General features: G+C 65.9%; 17 protein-coding genes. 15 read left to right on the top strand and 2 right to left on the bottom strand.

The annotated features are described in order from the left end of the window. The first annotated feature begins 117 nt into the window (after positions 1-117). The 10 genes from nrfD (C1A15_RS08555) (at position 118) to C1A15_RS08600 (ending at position 9,807) form a co-directional block, all read left to right on the top strand. Positions 118-1,023, top strand: a complete 906-nt coding sequence (gene nrfD, locus C1A15_RS08555; protein WP_101722170.1) for an NrfD/PsrC family molybdoenzyme membrane anchor subunit — start codon at positions 118-120, stop codon at positions 1,021-1,023. Between the two features lie 48 nt (positions 1,024-1,071). Continuing rightward, entirely contained in the window at positions 1,072-1,470 is a 399-nt protein-coding gene (locus C1A15_RS08560) for a GntR family transcriptional regulator (protein WP_245864979.1), read from the top strand. Positions 1,471-1,473: 3 nt separating this feature from the next. Further along, the gene (locus C1A15_RS08565; protein ID WP_101722171.1) at positions 1,474-2,409 is read left to right on the top strand and encodes a slipin family protein; all 936 of its coding nucleotides are present in this window, start codon (positions 1,474-1,476) and stop codon (positions 2,407-2,409) included. Between the two features lie 415 nt (positions 2,410-2,824). Beyond that, on the top strand, positions 2,825-5,296 hold the full coding sequence (locus C1A15_RS08570) for a molybdopterin-containing oxidoreductase family protein (protein ID WP_101722172.1): 2,472 nt from the start codon (positions 2,825-2,827) through the stop codon (positions 5,294-5,296). Next, the gene (locus C1A15_RS08575) at positions 5,296-5,925 is read left to right on the top strand and encodes a 4Fe-4S dicluster domain-containing protein (RefSeq protein ID WP_101722173.1); all 630 of its coding nucleotides are present in this window, start codon (positions 5,296-5,298) and stop codon (positions 5,923-5,925) included. Before C1A15_RS08570 ends, C1A15_RS08575 begins: the two co-directional genes overlap by 1 nt. Before the next feature lie 19 nt (positions 5,926-5,944). After that, positions 5,945-7,171 carry an NrfD/PsrC family molybdoenzyme membrane anchor subunit gene (gene nrfD, locus C1A15_RS08580; RefSeq protein ID WP_101722174.1) on the top strand — a complete coding sequence of 409 codons (1,227 nt, stop codon included), beginning with the start codon at positions 5,945-5,947 and terminating at the stop codon, positions 7,169-7,171. A gap of 52 nt (positions 7,172-7,223) precedes the next feature. Then, positions 7,224-7,580 carry a hypothetical protein gene (locus C1A15_RS08585; protein WP_101722175.1) on the top strand — a complete coding sequence of 119 codons (357 nt, stop codon included), beginning with the start codon at positions 7,224-7,226 and terminating at the stop codon, positions 7,578-7,580. 3 nt (positions 7,581-7,583) lie between these two features. Further along, on the top strand, positions 7,584-8,024 hold the full coding sequence (locus C1A15_RS08590) for a DUF4405 domain-containing protein (protein WP_101722176.1): 441 nt from the start codon (positions 7,584-7,586) through the stop codon (positions 8,022-8,024). Then, positions 8,017-8,649, top strand: a complete 633-nt coding sequence (locus C1A15_RS08595) for a TorD/DmsD family molecular chaperone (protein WP_101722177.1) — start codon at positions 8,017-8,019, stop codon at positions 8,647-8,649. The genes C1A15_RS08590 and C1A15_RS08595 overlap by 8 nt, the downstream gene beginning before the upstream one ends. A 579-nt stretch (positions 8,650-9,228) precedes the next feature. Further along, entirely contained in the window at positions 9,229-9,807 is a 579-nt protein-coding gene (locus tag C1A15_RS08600) for a manganese efflux pump MntP (protein ID WP_101722178.1), read from the top strand. Between the two features lie 179 nt (positions 9,808-9,986). Here the strand turns inward: C1A15_RS08600 and pheA are convergent, their stop codons facing one another. After that, a complete protein-coding gene (pheA, locus tag C1A15_RS08605) occupies positions 9,987-10,838 on the bottom strand; it encodes a prephenate dehydratase (protein WP_101722179.1) in 852 nt (283 codons plus the stop codon). Between the two features lie 343 nt (positions 10,839-11,181). Between pheA and C1A15_RS08610 the strand changes: the two genes are divergently transcribed. From C1A15_RS08610 to C1A15_RS08620, 3 genes are read left to right on the top strand one after another with little or no spacing between them, the layout of a single operon-like run. Then, positions 11,182-12,414, top strand: a complete 1,233-nt coding sequence (locus C1A15_RS08610) for a hydrogenase small subunit (protein WP_101722180.1) — start codon at positions 11,182-11,184, stop codon at positions 12,412-12,414. Positions 12,415-12,420: 6 nt separating this feature from the next. Further along, positions 12,421-14,085: a nickel-dependent hydrogenase large subunit gene (locus C1A15_RS08615; protein WP_101722181.1), complete on the top strand. Its 1,665-nt coding sequence runs from the start codon at positions 12,421-12,423 to the stop codon at positions 14,083-14,085. Between the two features lies 1 nt (position 14,086). Beyond that, complete coding sequence (locus tag C1A15_RS08620) at positions 14,087-14,785, top strand: cytochrome b/b6 domain-containing protein (protein WP_101722182.1); 699 nt, start codon at positions 14,087-14,089, stop codon at positions 14,783-14,785. Between the two features lie 85 nt (positions 14,786-14,870). Here the strand turns inward: C1A15_RS08620 and C1A15_RS08625 are convergent, their stop codons facing one another. Then, on the bottom strand, positions 14,871-15,434 hold the full coding sequence (locus tag C1A15_RS08625) for an NADPH-dependent FMN reductase (RefSeq protein WP_101722183.1): 564 nt from the start codon (positions 15,432-15,434) through the stop codon (positions 14,871-14,873). A 97-nt stretch (positions 15,435-15,531) separates the two neighbouring features. Between C1A15_RS08625 and C1A15_RS08630 the strand changes: the two genes are divergently transcribed. Further along, positions 15,532-15,960 carry a viscotoxin-A3 gene (locus C1A15_RS08630; protein WP_101722184.1) on the top strand — a complete coding sequence of 143 codons (429 nt, stop codon included), beginning with the start codon at positions 15,532-15,534 and terminating at the stop codon, positions 15,958-15,960. Between the two features lies 1 nt (position 15,961). After that, complete coding sequence (locus tag C1A15_RS08635) at positions 15,962-16,462, top strand: hydrogenase maturation protease (RefSeq protein ID WP_101722185.1); 501 nt, start codon at positions 15,962-15,964, stop codon at positions 16,460-16,462. Positions 16,463-16,484 lie beyond the last annotated feature (22 nt).

Raw genomic sequence — 16,484 nt, forward strand, 5'->3', positions numbered from 1 at the left:
CACGCCACCCGAGCACGCTGCGGCCGCCCTTCCGATCCGTGTACTCCTCCCTTTGTCTACTTGAACTAATATCCTATGATATACTGACGAAAAGCGCGCTGCGGTTCGGCCGGGCGCATGAGGGTTCGGCAGGGGGAGCACGTGGTATTCGGCTGGTACATCGTGGCGTACCTGTTCCTGGCGGGAACGGGTGCCGGCGCGTTCTTCGCGGCGGCGTGCGCGTGCGTATGGGACGCCGTGCGCCGAAGCGATGCGAGCGAGCGGACGCTGCGCACCTGCCAAGTGGGCTTCTACGTCGCGCCCTGCCTCGTGGTGCTCGCGGCGTTGCTCCTGCTGCTCGACCTCGGGAACGCCCAGCGCGCGTGGCTCGTGCTCCTCACGCCGTTGCAGTCGGTGCTGTCGATGGGCGCGTGGCTCGTCGCGCTGCTCGCCGCGGTGTCGGGCGTAGCGGCGGCGTGCGGTTTGGCCTCGAGCTCGGTTCCGCGGACGCTGCTTTGGGCGTGCTGCATCGTCGGGGCTCCCTGCGCGCTCGGCGTGATGGGCTACACGGGGCTGCTGCTGTCCGACATGGTATCGATCGACTTTTGGCGTACGCCGTGGCTGATCGCGCTGTTCGTGGCCTCGTCGCTGTCGTGCGGCATCGCCGTCATCGTGGCGATCGACGCGGTCCTCGCTCCGTCGTCGTACGAGGTGTCACGGGAGCTGTGGCGGACGGGCGCGGTGCTCGGCTGCGTCGAGGCGGCGGTGCTCGCGGCGTTCCTCATCGCGCAGAGCGGGTTCACGGAGACGGCGCGTGCGTCGTGCGAGTTGCTGGTGGGCGGAGCGCTCGCCCCAGCGTTCTGGGGCGGCGTGGTCGCGGTCGGCCTCGCCCTGCCGCTTGCCGCGCATGCGGCGGGGTGCCTGCTGCCTGGGCGCGCGACCATGGTGGGGGCGTCGGTCGGCGTGCTGGTCGGTGGACTTCTTCTGAGGTATTGCATCGTTGCCGCAGCGAGCTTCTCGCCCCTCGCGCTCAGTGCGATATGATGAGTCGGCAGGACAGGTACGAGTTGGACGACATGATTGCAGGATAGCGTGACGACTGAGAGCAAAACCATACAGATCACCATCGACGACGACAGCGGCATCCCCATCTGGCTGCAGCTGCGCAACCGTCTGATATACCTGATCACCTCAGGTCATTACCAGACGGGCGACAAGCTTCCCACCGTGCGCGAGATGGCGGTCGATCTGGGGATCAACTACAACACGGTGAGCAAGGTGTACCAGGATATCGAGCGGGACGGCTACATCGTGTCGAAGCGGGGGCGCGGAACCTTCGTCCACGACAAGTACAAAAGCGTCGAGGAGACGGCCGACAACGCCGTCGAATCCTTGGCGGACGTGTTCATCCAGCAGTGCCGCGAGCTCGGCGTGCCGCGAGCGGAAATCGTCGGGCTCGTGGAGAGGCGGCTCGAAGCGTTGGAAGGGTAGGCAATGAAATTCAGCCTGAGAAGCGACAAGGTCAAGACGTCGAAATCCAAGGACGACGAGCGCCGCTCGGTGGCGTCCACCGAGCTCGAGCCGAACGAGGCGACGCGCGCGGGGGTGTACCTGTTCTCGCTCGTCGTGTTCGCGCTCGGCTTCGGCGTCGTGTTCGCGGCGACGTTGCCGTGGCTTTCGGCGGGCACGGTGGTCGCGGCCGTGATCGCGGGCTTGCTGTGCGCGTGCTGCATCCGCATCGCGCCGCAATGGGAGCGCGTGGCGGTGCTGCGCTTCGGCCGCTTCAACCGCGTGGCGGGTCCAGGGCTCTACGCGCTCGTCCCGTTCATCGAGTACACGGCAATCCACATCGATCATCGCGTGATGACCTCGTCGTTCTCTGCCGAGGCGGCGCTGACGGCCGACCTCGTGCCGGTGGACGTGGACGCCATCCTCTTCTGGATGGTGTGGGACGCCGAGAAGGCGTGCCTGGAGGTGGAGAACTACCCGAAGGCGGTGCTGTGGTCGGCGCAGACGGCCATGCGCGACGCCATCGGACAGCTCAACCTGGCCGACCTGTCGCTGCGCCGCAAGCAGATCGACCGCGAGCTGCAGGAGATCATGGGGGCGAAGTGCGAGCAGTGGGGGATCACGGTGATGAGCGTGGAGATCCGCGACATCATGGTGCCGCGCGAGCTGCAGGACGCGCTGTCGAAGGAGGCCCAGGCCGAGCGCGAGCGCAACGCGCGCGTCATCCTGGCCGAGGTGGAGAAGGACATCTCCGAGATGTTCGTCGAGGCAGCCGAGGTGTACGACAAGAACCCCAAGGCCATGCAGCTTCGCGCGATGAACCTGGCCTACGAGGGCGCCAAAGACGGCAAGGGCGTCCTGCTCGCGCCCAGCAGCCTGGCCGACGGCTTCGACGTGAGCAAGCTGTTCAAAGGGGAGTGAGACAAAGGGACGGGGTTAATGTCTCATCCTTTCGTCATTCTGAGCGCAGGCCGCTGCGCTCTACGCCCTTGTCGTCTTGAGCGCTGGCGCGTAGCGCCGGAGCCGAAGGTCCCCGTTCTACTCCATCAGCGGCCCTTGACGCCGCTTGCCATGGGAAGGCGCTCGCTTGTCGGGCGCCTTCCCAGCTTTCAGGCTCGCATCGCTGCGCGTCGATTATCCCTCAGATAGAACAACGATACTAATTGCATTGAACTATTACAATATGATAACATGACAGGCACAAGGATTTGGCCAATTCTTTTCAGGAGCACGATGGGGGATATCCTGTAGGATTGCGCGCGGGAGGCATCAGCTGCACCGCCTTCCAGCCGACGATCGAGGGGGATATCCTGACACGATCTTTGGAGGAGGAGAAATGTCAGGAACGAATGACCCGCACGGCGGACTCACCCGCAGAAGCTTTCTCAAGACCACCGGTCTTGTTGCGGGCGCCACGGCGCTGGCGGGCGGCGCAACTCCTGCAATGCATGCGTTGGCCGCGGAGCCGGGGACGGCGGACGGGGGTTCCGGAGAGAAGGTCATGCCGGGCCGATGCTATTTCGGCGGCTGCTTCTCATGCAACTACAACGTGACGGTGCGCGACGGTCGAGCGGTGAAGGTGTCGCCCGACCCCGACGCCCTGTTCGGAAGAAGGCCCTGTCTCAAGGGGTACTCGCTTCCGCAGCGCATGTACTCGCAAGAGCGCATCAAGTATCCCATGAAGCGCGTCGGCGAGCGCGGCGAGAACCAGTGGGAGCGCATCTCCTGGGACGAGGCCATCGCCACCATCACGGAAAAATGGAAGGGCTACATCGAGCAGTACGGCGGCCAGTCCATACTCGTGAGCACGGGCTCGTCGGGCGCGCGCTTCACCGTTTCCGGCGCAAGCCGCCTGGAGAACATCCTGCAATTCACGAACGTGGAGATGTGCGCGGACTGGGCCGTCTACCACGGGCTGCAGCGGGTGTACGGCAATCCCGCGACGGGCATCATGACGGCACCCGGCAACGAGCCGTTCGAAGAGGACATCTTCAACGCAAAGACGGTGTTCATGTGGGGAAACAATCTCTCTGAAACCTACACGCAGCGCTGGCGCTACCTGATGGAGGCGCAGGAGCAAGGTGCGAGGATCATCTCCATCGATCCCAACGAGACGACCGTCTCGGCGCATGCCGACGAGTGGTACACGCTGCGCCCGGGATCGGACCCGGCCCTCATGCTCTCGATGGTGCAGGAGATCGTCGCGGAAGGCCTGCAGGACACCGCCTATCTGAAGCGCGACACGGTGGGCCCGTTCCTCGTGCGCGACGATACGAAAGAGTACCTGCGCATGAGCGACCTGGGCGTGGAGCCCACCGAAGGCCCGGTGAATCCGACGACCAAGAAACCGACGATGATCGACCCGCCGGTGGTGTGGGACGCGGCGTCGGGCAAGGAGATGTCGTCGGCAGAATGCGCCGATCCCGAGCTCGAAGGCTCGTGGACCGTCGGGGGCTTCAAGGTGAAAACCGCGTACAGCCTCATGGTCGAAAGCGTGCAGGAGTACAAGCCGGAGGACGTTGCCGACATCGTCGACATGCCCGCCGACGACATTCGCCGCCTTGCGCGCTTGGCGGTGGACGGCCCCGTCTCCCATATGTTCGGCCTCGGCTCGCAGGCGTACGACAACGGCTTGCAGTTCGGCTCGGGCCTCGGCTTGCTGCTGGCGGTGACCGGCATGGTGGGCAAGCCCGGTGCAGGCGTGCAGGCCACCGCGTTCATGGGCATGCGAAACGCGAGCTTCCTGTTCCCGACCGGCACGTTCACCACCACCATCCCGGTGCTGCATCTTCCCGAGGTGATGGAGACGGGCACATTCAAGGGCAAGGACTATCCGCCGTTCAAGTCCCTCTACATCAGGGGGTCGGCGTTCGTCGGCGGCAGGCCCGACAAGAACAAGATCATCGCCGAGATCATCGACAAGATGGAGTTCATCGTCTGCCTCGACGTGGCGTTCACCGACTCGGCGCTGTACTCCGACATCGTCCTTCCGGCGGCGCACTATTACGAGGTCGAAGACGTGTACGGCGCGACGCTGTCCTACCACGTCCAGCACGGTCCGAAGATCGTCGAGCCGGCGTTCGAGGCCAAGCCCGACTTGCAGGTTGCGAAGCTGCTTGCAGAAGGACTGGGGATCGGCGAGTACTTCGACGGCGACGACGAGTCGTGGCTGCGCGAGCAGCTGGACTTCCCGGCGCTCAAGGCGCAGGGCATCACGCTCGACGCGCTGCGCGAGAAGAAGGACATGCGCTACATCCCCGCGGGCGTGGGATACGCGGACGGGAAGTACTACACGCCGACGGGCAAGGTCGAGTTCTACTGCGAAAAGCCCCTCCCGCGCGTCGACCTCGGCCTCGATTTGGACGTCGCCCCCGAGCGTCTGCCACGCTTCTTCCCGCCTTACGAGGCGTGGCCGGGAACGGAGGCGATGGAGAAGTATCCCCTCATCCTCATCCCGGAGCACTCGCGCGGCCGCTTCCACACGGGCGGGTTCGACGGCGTGTGGCTGAACGAGATCGAGCGCGGCCCCATCGTGCGCATGAATCCCGACGACGCGAAGGCGAGGGGCATCGAGGACGGCGACGATGTGGAAGTGTACAACGATCGCGGCCACGGCGTGGCGCGGGTCGTGCTCGACGCGGGCAAGCGTCCCGGCATGCTGCAGTACCCGAAGGGCCTGCAAGGGCGTCAGTACAAGTCGGGAGACCTCGCGTCGCTCTGCTCGTTGCATATGGATCCTTTCGCGGTGAACTCGTCGTTCGGCGATACGTGCGTTGAAGTGCGCAAGTGGGATGGAGGGAGCGAATAATGACTACGCAAAGACTTGGCTTCGTGGTCGACACGAAGCGCTGCGTCGGATGCCATACGTGCGCCGTCGCGTGCAAGAGCGAGAACAACGTACCCGACGGCTTGTGGTGGAACCGCGTGCTCACCGACGGCGGGGAGAGCATCGGCTCGTTCAAGGGGTCGTACAAAGCCGCTTCGCGGACGTTCGTCACGGTGGCCTGCCAGCACTGCGACAATCCGGCTTGCGTGAAAGTGTGCCCGGTCGGCGCCACGTATCAGGACGAGGAGACCGGTGCGGTTCGTCAGGACTACGACAAGTGCATAGGCTGCCGCATGTGCATGTCGGCGTGCCCGTACACCGGCGTGCGCTCGTTCAACTGGGAGGAGCCGAAGTACTCGGTCGATCATGCGATGGGCGCTGCGGACGTTCCCGTGCATCAGAAGCACGTGGTCGAGAAATGCACGATGTGCTATCACCGCATCGCGAAGGGGGAGAACCCGCTGTGCGTCGACGGGTGCCCCGCATACGCGCGCTTCTTCGGGGACTTCAACGACCCCGACTCCGAAGTGTCGCGCTTGATTCGGGAACGCGAAGTTATGCAGCTCCTCCCCGAAAAGGGCACCCGCCCCTCCGTCTACTACCTCGTCTAGGGAGATAAGGAGAACGACAATGTCTGAGAACGTATCGGCGGCATCGCCCGCCAAGGCTCCTGCTGCCCGGTTCGGGGGGAGGGGGCTGAACGCCGCCATCGCGGCCGCGGCGGTCCTGACCGTCGCGGGCGTCGCCCTGTGGGGCGTCCAGCTCTCCGGCGGCCTCGTGCAGACCGGCATGCGCAACCTCGACTCGTGGGGGCTCTACATCACGATGTTCATGTTCCTCGTGGGCCTGTCGGCCGGCGGCCTCATCATCTCGAGCGTGCCGCGCGCCTTCGGCATGAAGGGCTTCGGCGGCATCAGCAAGGTGGCCGTGTGGACGAGTATCTGCTGCACGGTGCTCGCCATCGGGTTCGTGGTGGTCGATCTCGGCCAGCCGGCCCGTCTGTGGGAGCTGTTCGCGTACTCGAACCTGGGCTCTCCGCTGATGTGGGACATCCTCGTGCTGGGCACCTACCTCGTGCTGTCCGTCGCGTACCTGTGGGCGACGCTTCGCGCCGAGGCGGGGAAGGTGTCGTCGGCCGCGCTGCGCGTGATCTCGGTCGTCGCGCTGGTCACGGCCGTGCTCGTGCACTCGGTGACCGCCTGGATCTTCGGGCTGCAGCAGGCCCACGAGCTCTGGCACACGGCGCTTCTGGCCCCATGGTTCGTGTCGAGCGCGCTCGTGTGCGGCACGGCGCTCGTGCTGGTGGTCGTCATCGGCCTGCGCAAGGCCGGCTACCTGGAGCTCGACCAGACGCACGTGGTCAAGCTCGTCAAGATGCTCGGCGCGTTCGTGCTCGTCGACCTGTACTTCTTCGGCTGCGACCTCCTGACCTCCGCCTTCCCGGGCGGCTCGGGCGCCGAGGTCGTCGCCATGCTCACGGCGGGCGCGCTCGCCCCGTTCTTCTGGACCGAGGTCGTCGGCTGCATCCTGTGCGCCGCGGTGTGCTTCGTGCCGAGGCTGCGCACCAACCCGCTGATCGTGGCCGCGTCCCTGCTGGCCATCGCCGGCATCTTCTGCAAGCGCGTGCAGCTGCTCGTGGGCGGCTTCCAGATCCCGAACCTCGATTACGCGGCGCCGGTGTCCTCGTACACCGTCACCGACTGGACGGCCGGCATGGCCGGCGCCTACCAGGGCATGGTGTACTGGCCGACGCCGATGGAGTTCGGCATCGTGCTCGGCGTCATCGGCCTGGGCGCGCTGCTCCTGCTGCTGGGCCTCAAGTACCTGCCGCTGAAGCCTGCGGAAGACGCGCGCTAGACAACCGCGCGGAAGGGGGCGCGTGCGCCCCCTTCGATTGGAGGGGTGCTGCATGATGAGAAAGATCCTCGTCGCCCTCGCGGCCTTCCTGCTCGTCGGGGCGTGCGTGTTCGCCGGCGGGGCCGTGGCGGACACGTCGGTGGGGCTGCCCGAGCCCATCGGCCCCGACTCCCCCTGCCCGGCGGCGGGATGCGCGTCGGGGTCGTGCCACGGCTTCGACGACGTGCCCGAGCCCGACGGCGTCCGCGAGATGGCGTGCCCTAAGGCGGGATGCGCCTCCGTCGAGTGCCACGCGTGGGACGCCCTGACGACCCGCTACCGCCAGGCGTCCGACGCGAGCTTGAACCTGTGGATTCTCGCGCCGGCGGCCCTCGTCGTCGGGCTCGTGCTGATCGTGCGGAAGGGGTAGGGGATGGACGGGCGCAATCTGTCGATCGACGTCGCGGCGCTGGTCGCCTACCTGGCCGCGGCGAACCCGGCTCTCACGGGCGTCGGCGTGCACGAGTGGCTGGGCCTGGGCGTGCTGGTCGCGTTCCTCGCGCACGTCGCGACGCACGTCGACTGGGTTGTCGAGGCCGTGCGCGGGTCGTTCGCGCACCCCTCCTGGACGCGCACGGGCAACCTCGTGCTGGACGCGCTCATCGTCGTGGCGCTCATGACGGCGGCGGTGTCGGGCCTCATGGTGTCGGGCTCGGTCCTGGCGGCGTTCGGGCTGTACGCGGACGGGTACTACTTCTGGGACACGCTGCACGCGGTCGCCGCGAAGGCGCTGCTCGCGCTGCTGCTCGTGCACGTGGCCGCGCACTGGAGGTGGGTCGCGAGGGCGTTCCGGAAAGGGGGCTCGCATGAATGAGGCCGTCTGGCGGGTGCGCGCCGCCGCCTGGGAGCTCGCGGCGCTCTCGTTCCGCTACCCGGGCGCGGAGCTCGAGGGCGCCGTCGCGTCCGGCGAGTGGGCCGAGGCCGCGCGCGAGGTCGCGGCGGCGCTCGGCCTCGCGCTGCCGGAGGGCTTCGGCGCGGGCGCGCCCGCAGGCGGCCTGCGCCCCGAGGCCACGCGCCTGTTCGTCGGCGCGCCCGAGCCGGCCTGCTCGCCCTACGAGGGCGTCTGGGCCGCGGGGGCCGACGGGGCGCGGGCGCTCCTGTTCGTGAGCCCCCGCGCCATGGAAGTCGAGCGCTTCGCCAGCGCCTGCGGCCTGGGGCGGCCTGAGGGTACCAACGAGCCGCTCGACCACGTGGCCGCCGAGTGCGAGCTGCTGTCCTGGCTGGCCTCCGTGGCCGCCGGGGCCGAGGCGCCGGCGGGCGCGCCCGGGGCCGCAGGCCTCCCCGGCGGCTCCGCGCAGGCCGCCTACGCCTCCTTCCTCGAGGGCCACGCCCGAACCTGGATGCCGGCCTTCGCGCGCGCCGTCGCCGCCGAGTCCCGCCATTCCTTCTACTGCGCGGCCGCCGTGTACCTGGGCGCGCTTGTCGGGAAGGCTTCGTAGGTTTTGGCAGAGATCGCACGATATGAACGATTTTTCGGTCTAGTTTTAGGAGCGCTGGAAAGAAACCCCAGGTCGCGATTTCTCTTCTGCCTGTAGAATCGTTCATATCGTGCGATCTCTGCCAGAAGCGTTGCGATCGGCTTCCCCGGAGCGTTCGTTGCGGCTCGGCAGCGGGTGCCGATGCGGTGAGGTCTTGGGTTGTCGTGGGCACCGATTTGCGCTCGAATTCGGCGGGTCTCCCACAGCGCTCGGGGTGAATAATCGATCGGGCGGAACCTGCACAGTGCTCTGCGGAATCTTCCGGTTGCCGTCGACGGGCTTTCTCCGCAAACTCGCGCGCGCAGCGAAAACCTATGCTAAAATATCCGAATCCCGTGGGGGAGTAGTCGACGCCGGAAGGCGTGGCTGCGTCAACATACTGCTTCCAAGCGAAGCTGGCGCAACCTTAAACGACAAGACTCGCGGTGTGGCGTACCCGTCGCACCGCTATGCAGCCGGCGCGTACGCGTCGGTATTTTTATGCCCGCGGACGAAGCGGGGGCGGCCAGGGGGGGGCGCCGACGGACGAGAGGAATGCCCATGGGATTCGTAGAGCTGTTCTTGATAGCGGTGGGTTTGTCGATGGACGCGTTCGCCGTGTCGGTGTGCAAGGGGCTGTGCATGAAGCGGCTCAACCTGCGCCAGGCTGCGGTCATCGCGTTGTTCTTCGGCGGCTTCCAGGGGCTCATGCCGCTCGTCGGCTGGGCGTTGGGCACGCAGTTCGAGCGGTTCATCACACCGGTCGACCATTGGATCGCCTTCGTGCTGCTGGCCATCATCGGCGGAAAGATGCTGTGGGACGCCTTCCACGAGGACGACGAGGGCGCGGCATGCCCGGCCGACGGCAAGCTCGATATGCGCGAGCTCACGATGATGGCGATCGCCACGAGCATCGACGCCCTAGCCGTGGGCATCACGTTCGCGTTCTTGCGCGTGGACATCGTCATGTCCGTGGGCCTCATCGGTGCGACGACGTTCGTCCTGTCCATCGTAGGCGTGGCGGTGGGCCATCGCTTCGGCGCCCGCTACGAGAAGCCGGCCACCATCGCCGGCGGCATCGTGCTCATCCTCATCGGCCTCAAGATCCTCCTCGAGCACCTGGGAATCCTGGCGCTCTAGCGATTCCGCACGCTCTCCCGGGTTGAACCCGGGCTAGCGAAGCGCCGCCCGATCAACCCGCGCGATGTCGAGGTTGCGGAGAGAGGGGGCGCCCACCAAGCGAGTTCCGCAGCGAAGCGAGGACTGTCCGAGCGACTGGGCACCTCCTCTCTCCGCAACCGGACAGGTTGAATCGAATGCTAGTCGATCGGGTAGCTGCCGAGCACCTTCACCTCGCGCAGCTTCAGCCTCAGGCAGTTGAGCGCCGTCTGCACGGCCAGATCGTTCGCGTTCTCCTTGAACTCGATGAAGAACATGTAGTCGCCGAGCGCCTGCTTCGTCGGGCGCGACTGGATCATCGACAGGTTGATGCCGGCGTAGGCGAACTCGGATAGGATCATGTTGAGGGTGCCGGCACGGTCGACCTGCAAGAACAGCGCGAGCGACGTCTTGTAGCGGTCGCCGGTGAACACGGGGGGATGCCCCTGGCGGCCGATGAGCGCGAACGACGTCTGGTTGCCGAAGTGGTCCTCGATCTCGCGCTCCTCCACGCGCGCACCGTACAGTTCGGCCGCGAACGCGTTGGCGATGCCCGCGATGTGCGGGTTCTCCATGACCAGCCGCGCGCTGTCGGCGGTCGACGACGTGGTGATGGTGGAGCGGCCCGGCAGGCGCTCGCTCAGGAAGCGGCGGCACTGCGCGAGCCCCTGGGCGTGCGACGCCACCGTGGCTATGTCCTCGATCTTCGCGTCCGGGTGCATGACGAGGCAATGGTGGATGTCGATGACCTCCTCGCCGAGGATCGTGGCCGAGCTCTTGAACGAGAAGTTGTCGAGCGTGGCCGTGACTGACCCTTCGAGGGAGTTCTCCTTCGCCACCACGCCGAACTCGCACTTGCCGCGGTCGACGCAGTCGAACACCTCGTCGAACGAGGCGCACTCGAGCAGATTCGGGTCGTCGATGCCGAGCCGTGCCGCGAACGCGCGCGCGGCTTCGTCGGTGTAGGTGCCGGCAGGGCCGAGGTAGGCGAATACGGGTTCGGTTGAAGCCATGGGTCCAATCCTTCTATCGGGGTTCTCGATTATCCGTGCTTGTGCTATCATACCCGTCTTCACGACAAGATGAACGGCGGTGAACGAGAAACCAACGGGAGTTCTCACGGATGAGCGGTCTGCATAGAGAGGGGCGAAAAAGGGGTCCTCTTGCATGAAAATGCATAAACCAGCTAATCAAGTGTATAACTCATGTTACGTAGATGTCAAACCGTAACATTTTTGCGCCACTTGCGGGTCAAACGTTGCGCTCGCGCCCTCGCTGTGCGTTTTATTTCTGGAGTCGTGGAAAATACACATTCAGCAAGCATTGGAAGACGAGAGCACCTGAGGAGGTGTGCACATGGAAACAGAGGCCACAGTTTCAGAGTTTCAGAACATGCTTTCCGCGCGTGGCGTAAGCCGCCGCAGTTTCATGAAACTTTGCGGCGCCGTTGCGGTCGCGGCCGGATTGTCCGAGCTCGCTGCCCCGCGCGTGGCGCAGGCCCTCGAGAAGTCCGTGATTGGCGCAACGAAGGGCAAGCTGTATCCGGTTATCTGGATCGAAGGCGCGTCGTGCACGGGTTGTACCGAGTCGTTTGCCCAGGTTGAGACGCCGGATGCGGCTTCAATCGTGCTGGACATGATCTCGCTCAACTACTCCGAGACCCTGTCGGCGGCTGCCGGCTGGTCGATGGAGGAGGCCAAGGAGCAGACGATCGAGGCCGGCAACTACATCCTCGTGTACGAGGGTGCCGTGCTGGAAGGCTGGGGCGGCCAGGCGCTGCGCGTGGCCGACAAGCCCGGTACGGAGCATCTGATCGAGGCTGCCGAGAAAGCCAACGCCGTCGTCGCGTTGGGCTCCTGCGCAGTGAACGGCGGATGGATGGGCGCCAACCCCAACCAGGCGGGCGCGCTCGGCGTGCAGGCGTTCCTCAAGAAGGCCGGCATCGACACGCCGGTCGTGAACGTCCCCGGCTGCCCGGCCAACCCCGAGTGGCTCGTGGCGGTCCTGGCGGACGTCATCTTGCTCGAGAAGCTTCCCGCGCTCAACGGCGAGAACAAGCCTGCCGGCATCTTCGACCAGACGATCCATGACAACTGCGAGCGTCGCGGCCATTTCGAGAACGGCGAGTTCGTCTACAAGTTCGGCTCCGAGGAAGAGGCCAAGGGCTACTGCCTGTACCCGCTCGGCTGCCGCGGCCCGCAGACGAAGTCGAACTGCGGCGTGGTGCTGTGGAACAACCGTCGCAGCTGGTGCGTGCAGTCCGGCGCTCCCTGCATCGGTTGCTGCGAGGCCAACCCGAACGATCCCGGCCACAACTGGGTCGAGGTCAACACCCCGTTCTACAAGCGCCATCGCGACCTGCGCATCGGCGACTGGATGGTCCAGCCCGGCACGATCGCCCTCGGCATCACCGGCCTGCTGGCTGCGGCCCTCGTGGTGCACGGCTTCGGCATGAAGATGACCGGCCGCATGGACGGCGGCGCGGACTTCGAGAAGGTGCGCGGCTGGGACGCGAAGCATCCCGACAAGTCCATCGGCAAGTACGACGAAGCCGACCTTAAAAACGACGACAAAAAAGAAGGGAGGTAAGCCCCTATGACCCGTTCAGTCATCGACCCGATCACCCGTATCGAAGGCCATCTCCGCGTCGAGATGGAAGTGACCAACGGCAAGGTCTCCGACGCCTGGGTGTCCGGCGGTTGCTTCCGCGGCATGGAAATGGTCGTCGAGAACCGCACGCCCGAGGACGCTGCCCAGATCGTGCAGCGCATCTGCGGCGTATGCCCGGTGTCCCACGCCCACTCGTCCGCCATCGCGGCTGAGAAAGCCTACGGCATCAAGATCTCGAACAACGCGCGCATCATCCGCAACCTGCTCGAGGGCGCGCAGTTCCTGCACAGCCACATCCTGTGGTTCTACAACCTGGCTGCCCTCGATTACGTGAACCCGCTGAACGCCCTCAAGGCCGATCCGGCGGATGCCTACGACCTCGCTCAGGCTGCCGGCACGTCCATGAACAGCGACTTCGTCGCGCTCAAGGAGCGCCTGGCGAACTTCGCCGACAACGGCCAGCTGTCCATCTTCTCCGGCAACTGGTTCGACGCCGAGGAGGGCACGGCTTACCAGCTGCCGCCCGAGCTCGACCTCATCTGCACGGCGCACTACCTCGAGGCCCTCACCATGCAGGCCAAGGCCTCGCAGATCTCCGCCATCATCGGCGGCAAGATGCCCCACGTCATGACGCTGGTCCCGGGCGGCACGGCCTTCGTGCCCACCGACCAGAAGCTCGACGACCTCAAGGGCCTCGTCGACGAGATCTACACCTGGGTCGAATCGACCATGATCCCCGACACCCTCGCCATCGCGCCGTACTACATCGACGCTCTCAACTGGGGCAAGGGCTGCGGCCGCTACGTCGCCTGGGGCGTGTTCGAAGGCCAGGGCGACTACGCCAGCTACACCGAGCAGATGGCGAACCGCTACCTGCCGATGGGCGTCATCGACGACAAGCTCAACCTGTCCGACGTGCAGGAAGACCTCATCACCGAGTACATGGGCCGCTCCTGGTACAAGGGCGACGCCACGTACGCGTCGCCGTACTTCGTCACCGAGCCGGAGTACACCGAGTACAACGTCGAGGACCGCTACACGTGGGTCAAGTGCCCCGCGTACGACGGCAAGCCCTACGAGGCCGGCGGACTCTCCCGCATCCTGGCCGCGTACAAGCGCAACGTGCCGTTCGTCGTCGAGCAGGTCGACGGCCTCCTCGAGGCGCTCGGCGCTCCCGGCCAGATCGGCGTCGCGCAGTCGACGCTCGGCCGCACCGCCGTCCGCCAGATCGAGACGCTCTACATCGCCGGCCTCATGAAGGACTGGGTCGCCGAGCTCGTCGAGGCGCTCAAGAGCGGCGACAGCGAGTACTTCCGCGAGCCGGCCACCATCACCGGTGCAGGCACGGGCTTCTGGGAGGCCCCGCGCGGCGCGCTCTACCACTCCGAGAGCGTCAAGGACGGCAAGATCGACGGCTACCAGATCATCATCCCGACGACGTGGAACCTCGCTCCGATCAACGAGAGCGGCGAGCACGGCCCGATGGAGCAGGCGCTCATCGGCAACCCGGTGGGCGACATCGAGAAGCCGATCAACGCGCTGCGCACGGTGCACAGCTTCGACCCCTGCACGGCGTGCGCGGTGCACATCACCGAGCCGGCGACGGGCAAAAGCTTCGAGACCGTCACGAGCCCCTGGGGGGTGAAGTAACATGGCGCACTTGGCACATTACCGCGAAGCGCATCCGATGCCCTTCGTCATCACGCACTGGATCAACCTCGTTGCGATGATCCTCCTGATCGTCACGGGCTTCAGCATCCACTTCCCGTTCTGGGGCGGCTTCATGGGCATCGCCCGCGGAGTCCACGTGTTCCTGGGCTTCGTGCTGTTCATCAACTGCATCGTCCGCGTGATCATGGCCTTCTTCGTGAAGTCCGCGCCGGACGGCGGCACGCGCTACCAGGTCACGGACTACAAGACGTGGCTGCCGCAGGCTGACAACCGTCACCAGCTGGGCGCGTGGATCCGCTACTACCTGTTCTTCAAGAAGGATCACCCGCTGGGCGCCAAGCTCGGCGTGCCGCAGAAGATCAGCTACCTCGCCATCCCGATCCTCATCATCGTGATGTTCTACACGGGCCTCGCCCTGTGGGCTCCGACGATGAACTGGGCGTTCTTCGCGGCGGGCACCGATCTGGTGGGCGGCCTCATGTCGATGCGCATCATCCACTACTTCATGATGTACGTCTTCATCTGCTTCATGTTCATCCATATCTACCTGGCGAACATCGAGGGCATCTCCCCGACGCTGCTCATGTTCTTCTGGAAAGAGCACGGCGGCCTGGTGTACGACCCCGAGAGGCACACCATCGTGGGCGAGGACGACCTCAAGCACGGCGAAAAGGCGTAAGCTTCTCGCTTCAGCGCTCATGAAAGGGCCCGGGAAACCGGGCCCTTTCTCTTTTCGGGGAAGCGGTCTTTTCCGGCGGCGTCGATCAGGCGGTCTCCCGCTCCACGAACCGCACGAAGGCGTCGGCCTGCGCTTCGAGGTAGGGGGCCGAGGAGGCCAGCTGGAGGCGGCCCTGCTCGTCGGCCTGCGTTGCGATGTGCGGAATGCAGAGGCGCGGCTTGTTCATCACGCGCGCGTCGAGGAAGCTCAGCATGCCCACGAGCTGCTCCTGGGCATGGGCGGCGCCGCTCATGCCGATGCTCGCGCCGGCGAGGGCGACGGGCTTCTCTCCCAGCACCTGCGCCTCGGTGGCGCTCACGGGGCGCGACAGCCAGTCCAGGAGGTTCTTCAGCGGCCCGGGGATGGCGTGGTTGTACTCCGGGCTGAACAGCCACACCCCGTCGGCCTCGCGCACGGCCGCACGGACGCGCGCGACCGGCTCGGGGGCGGGATGCTCGCGATCCTGGTTCATGAACGGCACGTCGCTCCAGGCGAGGATCTCGTATTCCACGTCGGGGTGCTTCTCGCGCATCACGGCCCCTGCCGCCTCGGCCAGTTGCCGGTTGTAGCTGTTCTCGCGCAACGACCCTGCGATCGCCAGCAGCTTCATGGTGTCTCCTTCCGCTCGGCTAAAGCCCCCTCGTGTGCGGGGCTCACTCGTCTATAATGGCAGACAATCAACGAAGGAGCGAAAGGGATATCGAATTGTGACTGAATTGACCGACGAACAGATCGCCCGCGAGGAGAAGTTCCTCGAAGGGATTCCCCGGCTCAACATCGGAGCGTTGTTCCTGCCTCCCATCTGGGGCCCGGCGCACGGTATGTGGGCCGCCATCCTGTTCTACCCCATCTGGCTGTTCGCCGACAACACGTTCTACGCGGCGTTCACGGAGCGCACCCCGCTGGCCATCGCCATCGCGCTCATCGTGCTGGTCACGCTCACCGCGGGCACGGTGGCGTTCGCCATCCTCGGCCAGCCCTTCGCGGCCCATCGCGCGGCGGGCCTCGGGCAGGACAAGGAGGCGTACCTCAAGCGCGAGCGCGTCTGGACCGTGGCGTGCGTGATCGCGGGTCTCGCCATGATCGCGGCGGCCACGTACTACAACCTGGTCATCCGCCCGACGGTGGGGGCGTAAGGTGGGCGCGCCGCGCAGCATCGCGGTGTTCTGCGTGGGCAACAAGCTCATGCTGGACGACGGCGTGGGCCCGGCCGTGTACGAGGAGCTGCTCAAGCGCTACGAGATCCCCGACAACGTGGAGCTGTTCGACCTGGGGTGCCTCACGCTCAACATGATCGAGCGCGTACGAGAGTACGACGTCATCATCACGGTGGACGCGGTGGACGGCACCGATGCCGAGCCGGGCACCGTGTTCCGCTTCGAGCCCGACGCCATGGCGCGCCATACGGGCGCGAACGCGTCGCTGCACGATCTGAAGCTCGTCGACCTGTTCGACGCCGCGACGCTCTTGGGATACGAGGCGGAGGGCCTGTGCCTGGGCATGCAGGTGGAGAACCCGTCCCCTGCGATGGTCACCGTGGGGCTCACGCCGAAGGTGGACGCCGCCCTGCCGCTGCTCGTGGAAACGGTGGCGGGCGAGCTCGCGCGGCTCGGGTCGCCCCTGCGCACGCGATCCTAGGGAAAACCCCTCGAAGTGGCAC

This window comes from Eggerthella timonensis, from assembly GCF_900184265.1.
GTDB lineage: Bacteria > Actinomycetota > Coriobacteriia > Coriobacteriales > Eggerthellaceae > Eggerthella > Eggerthella timonensis.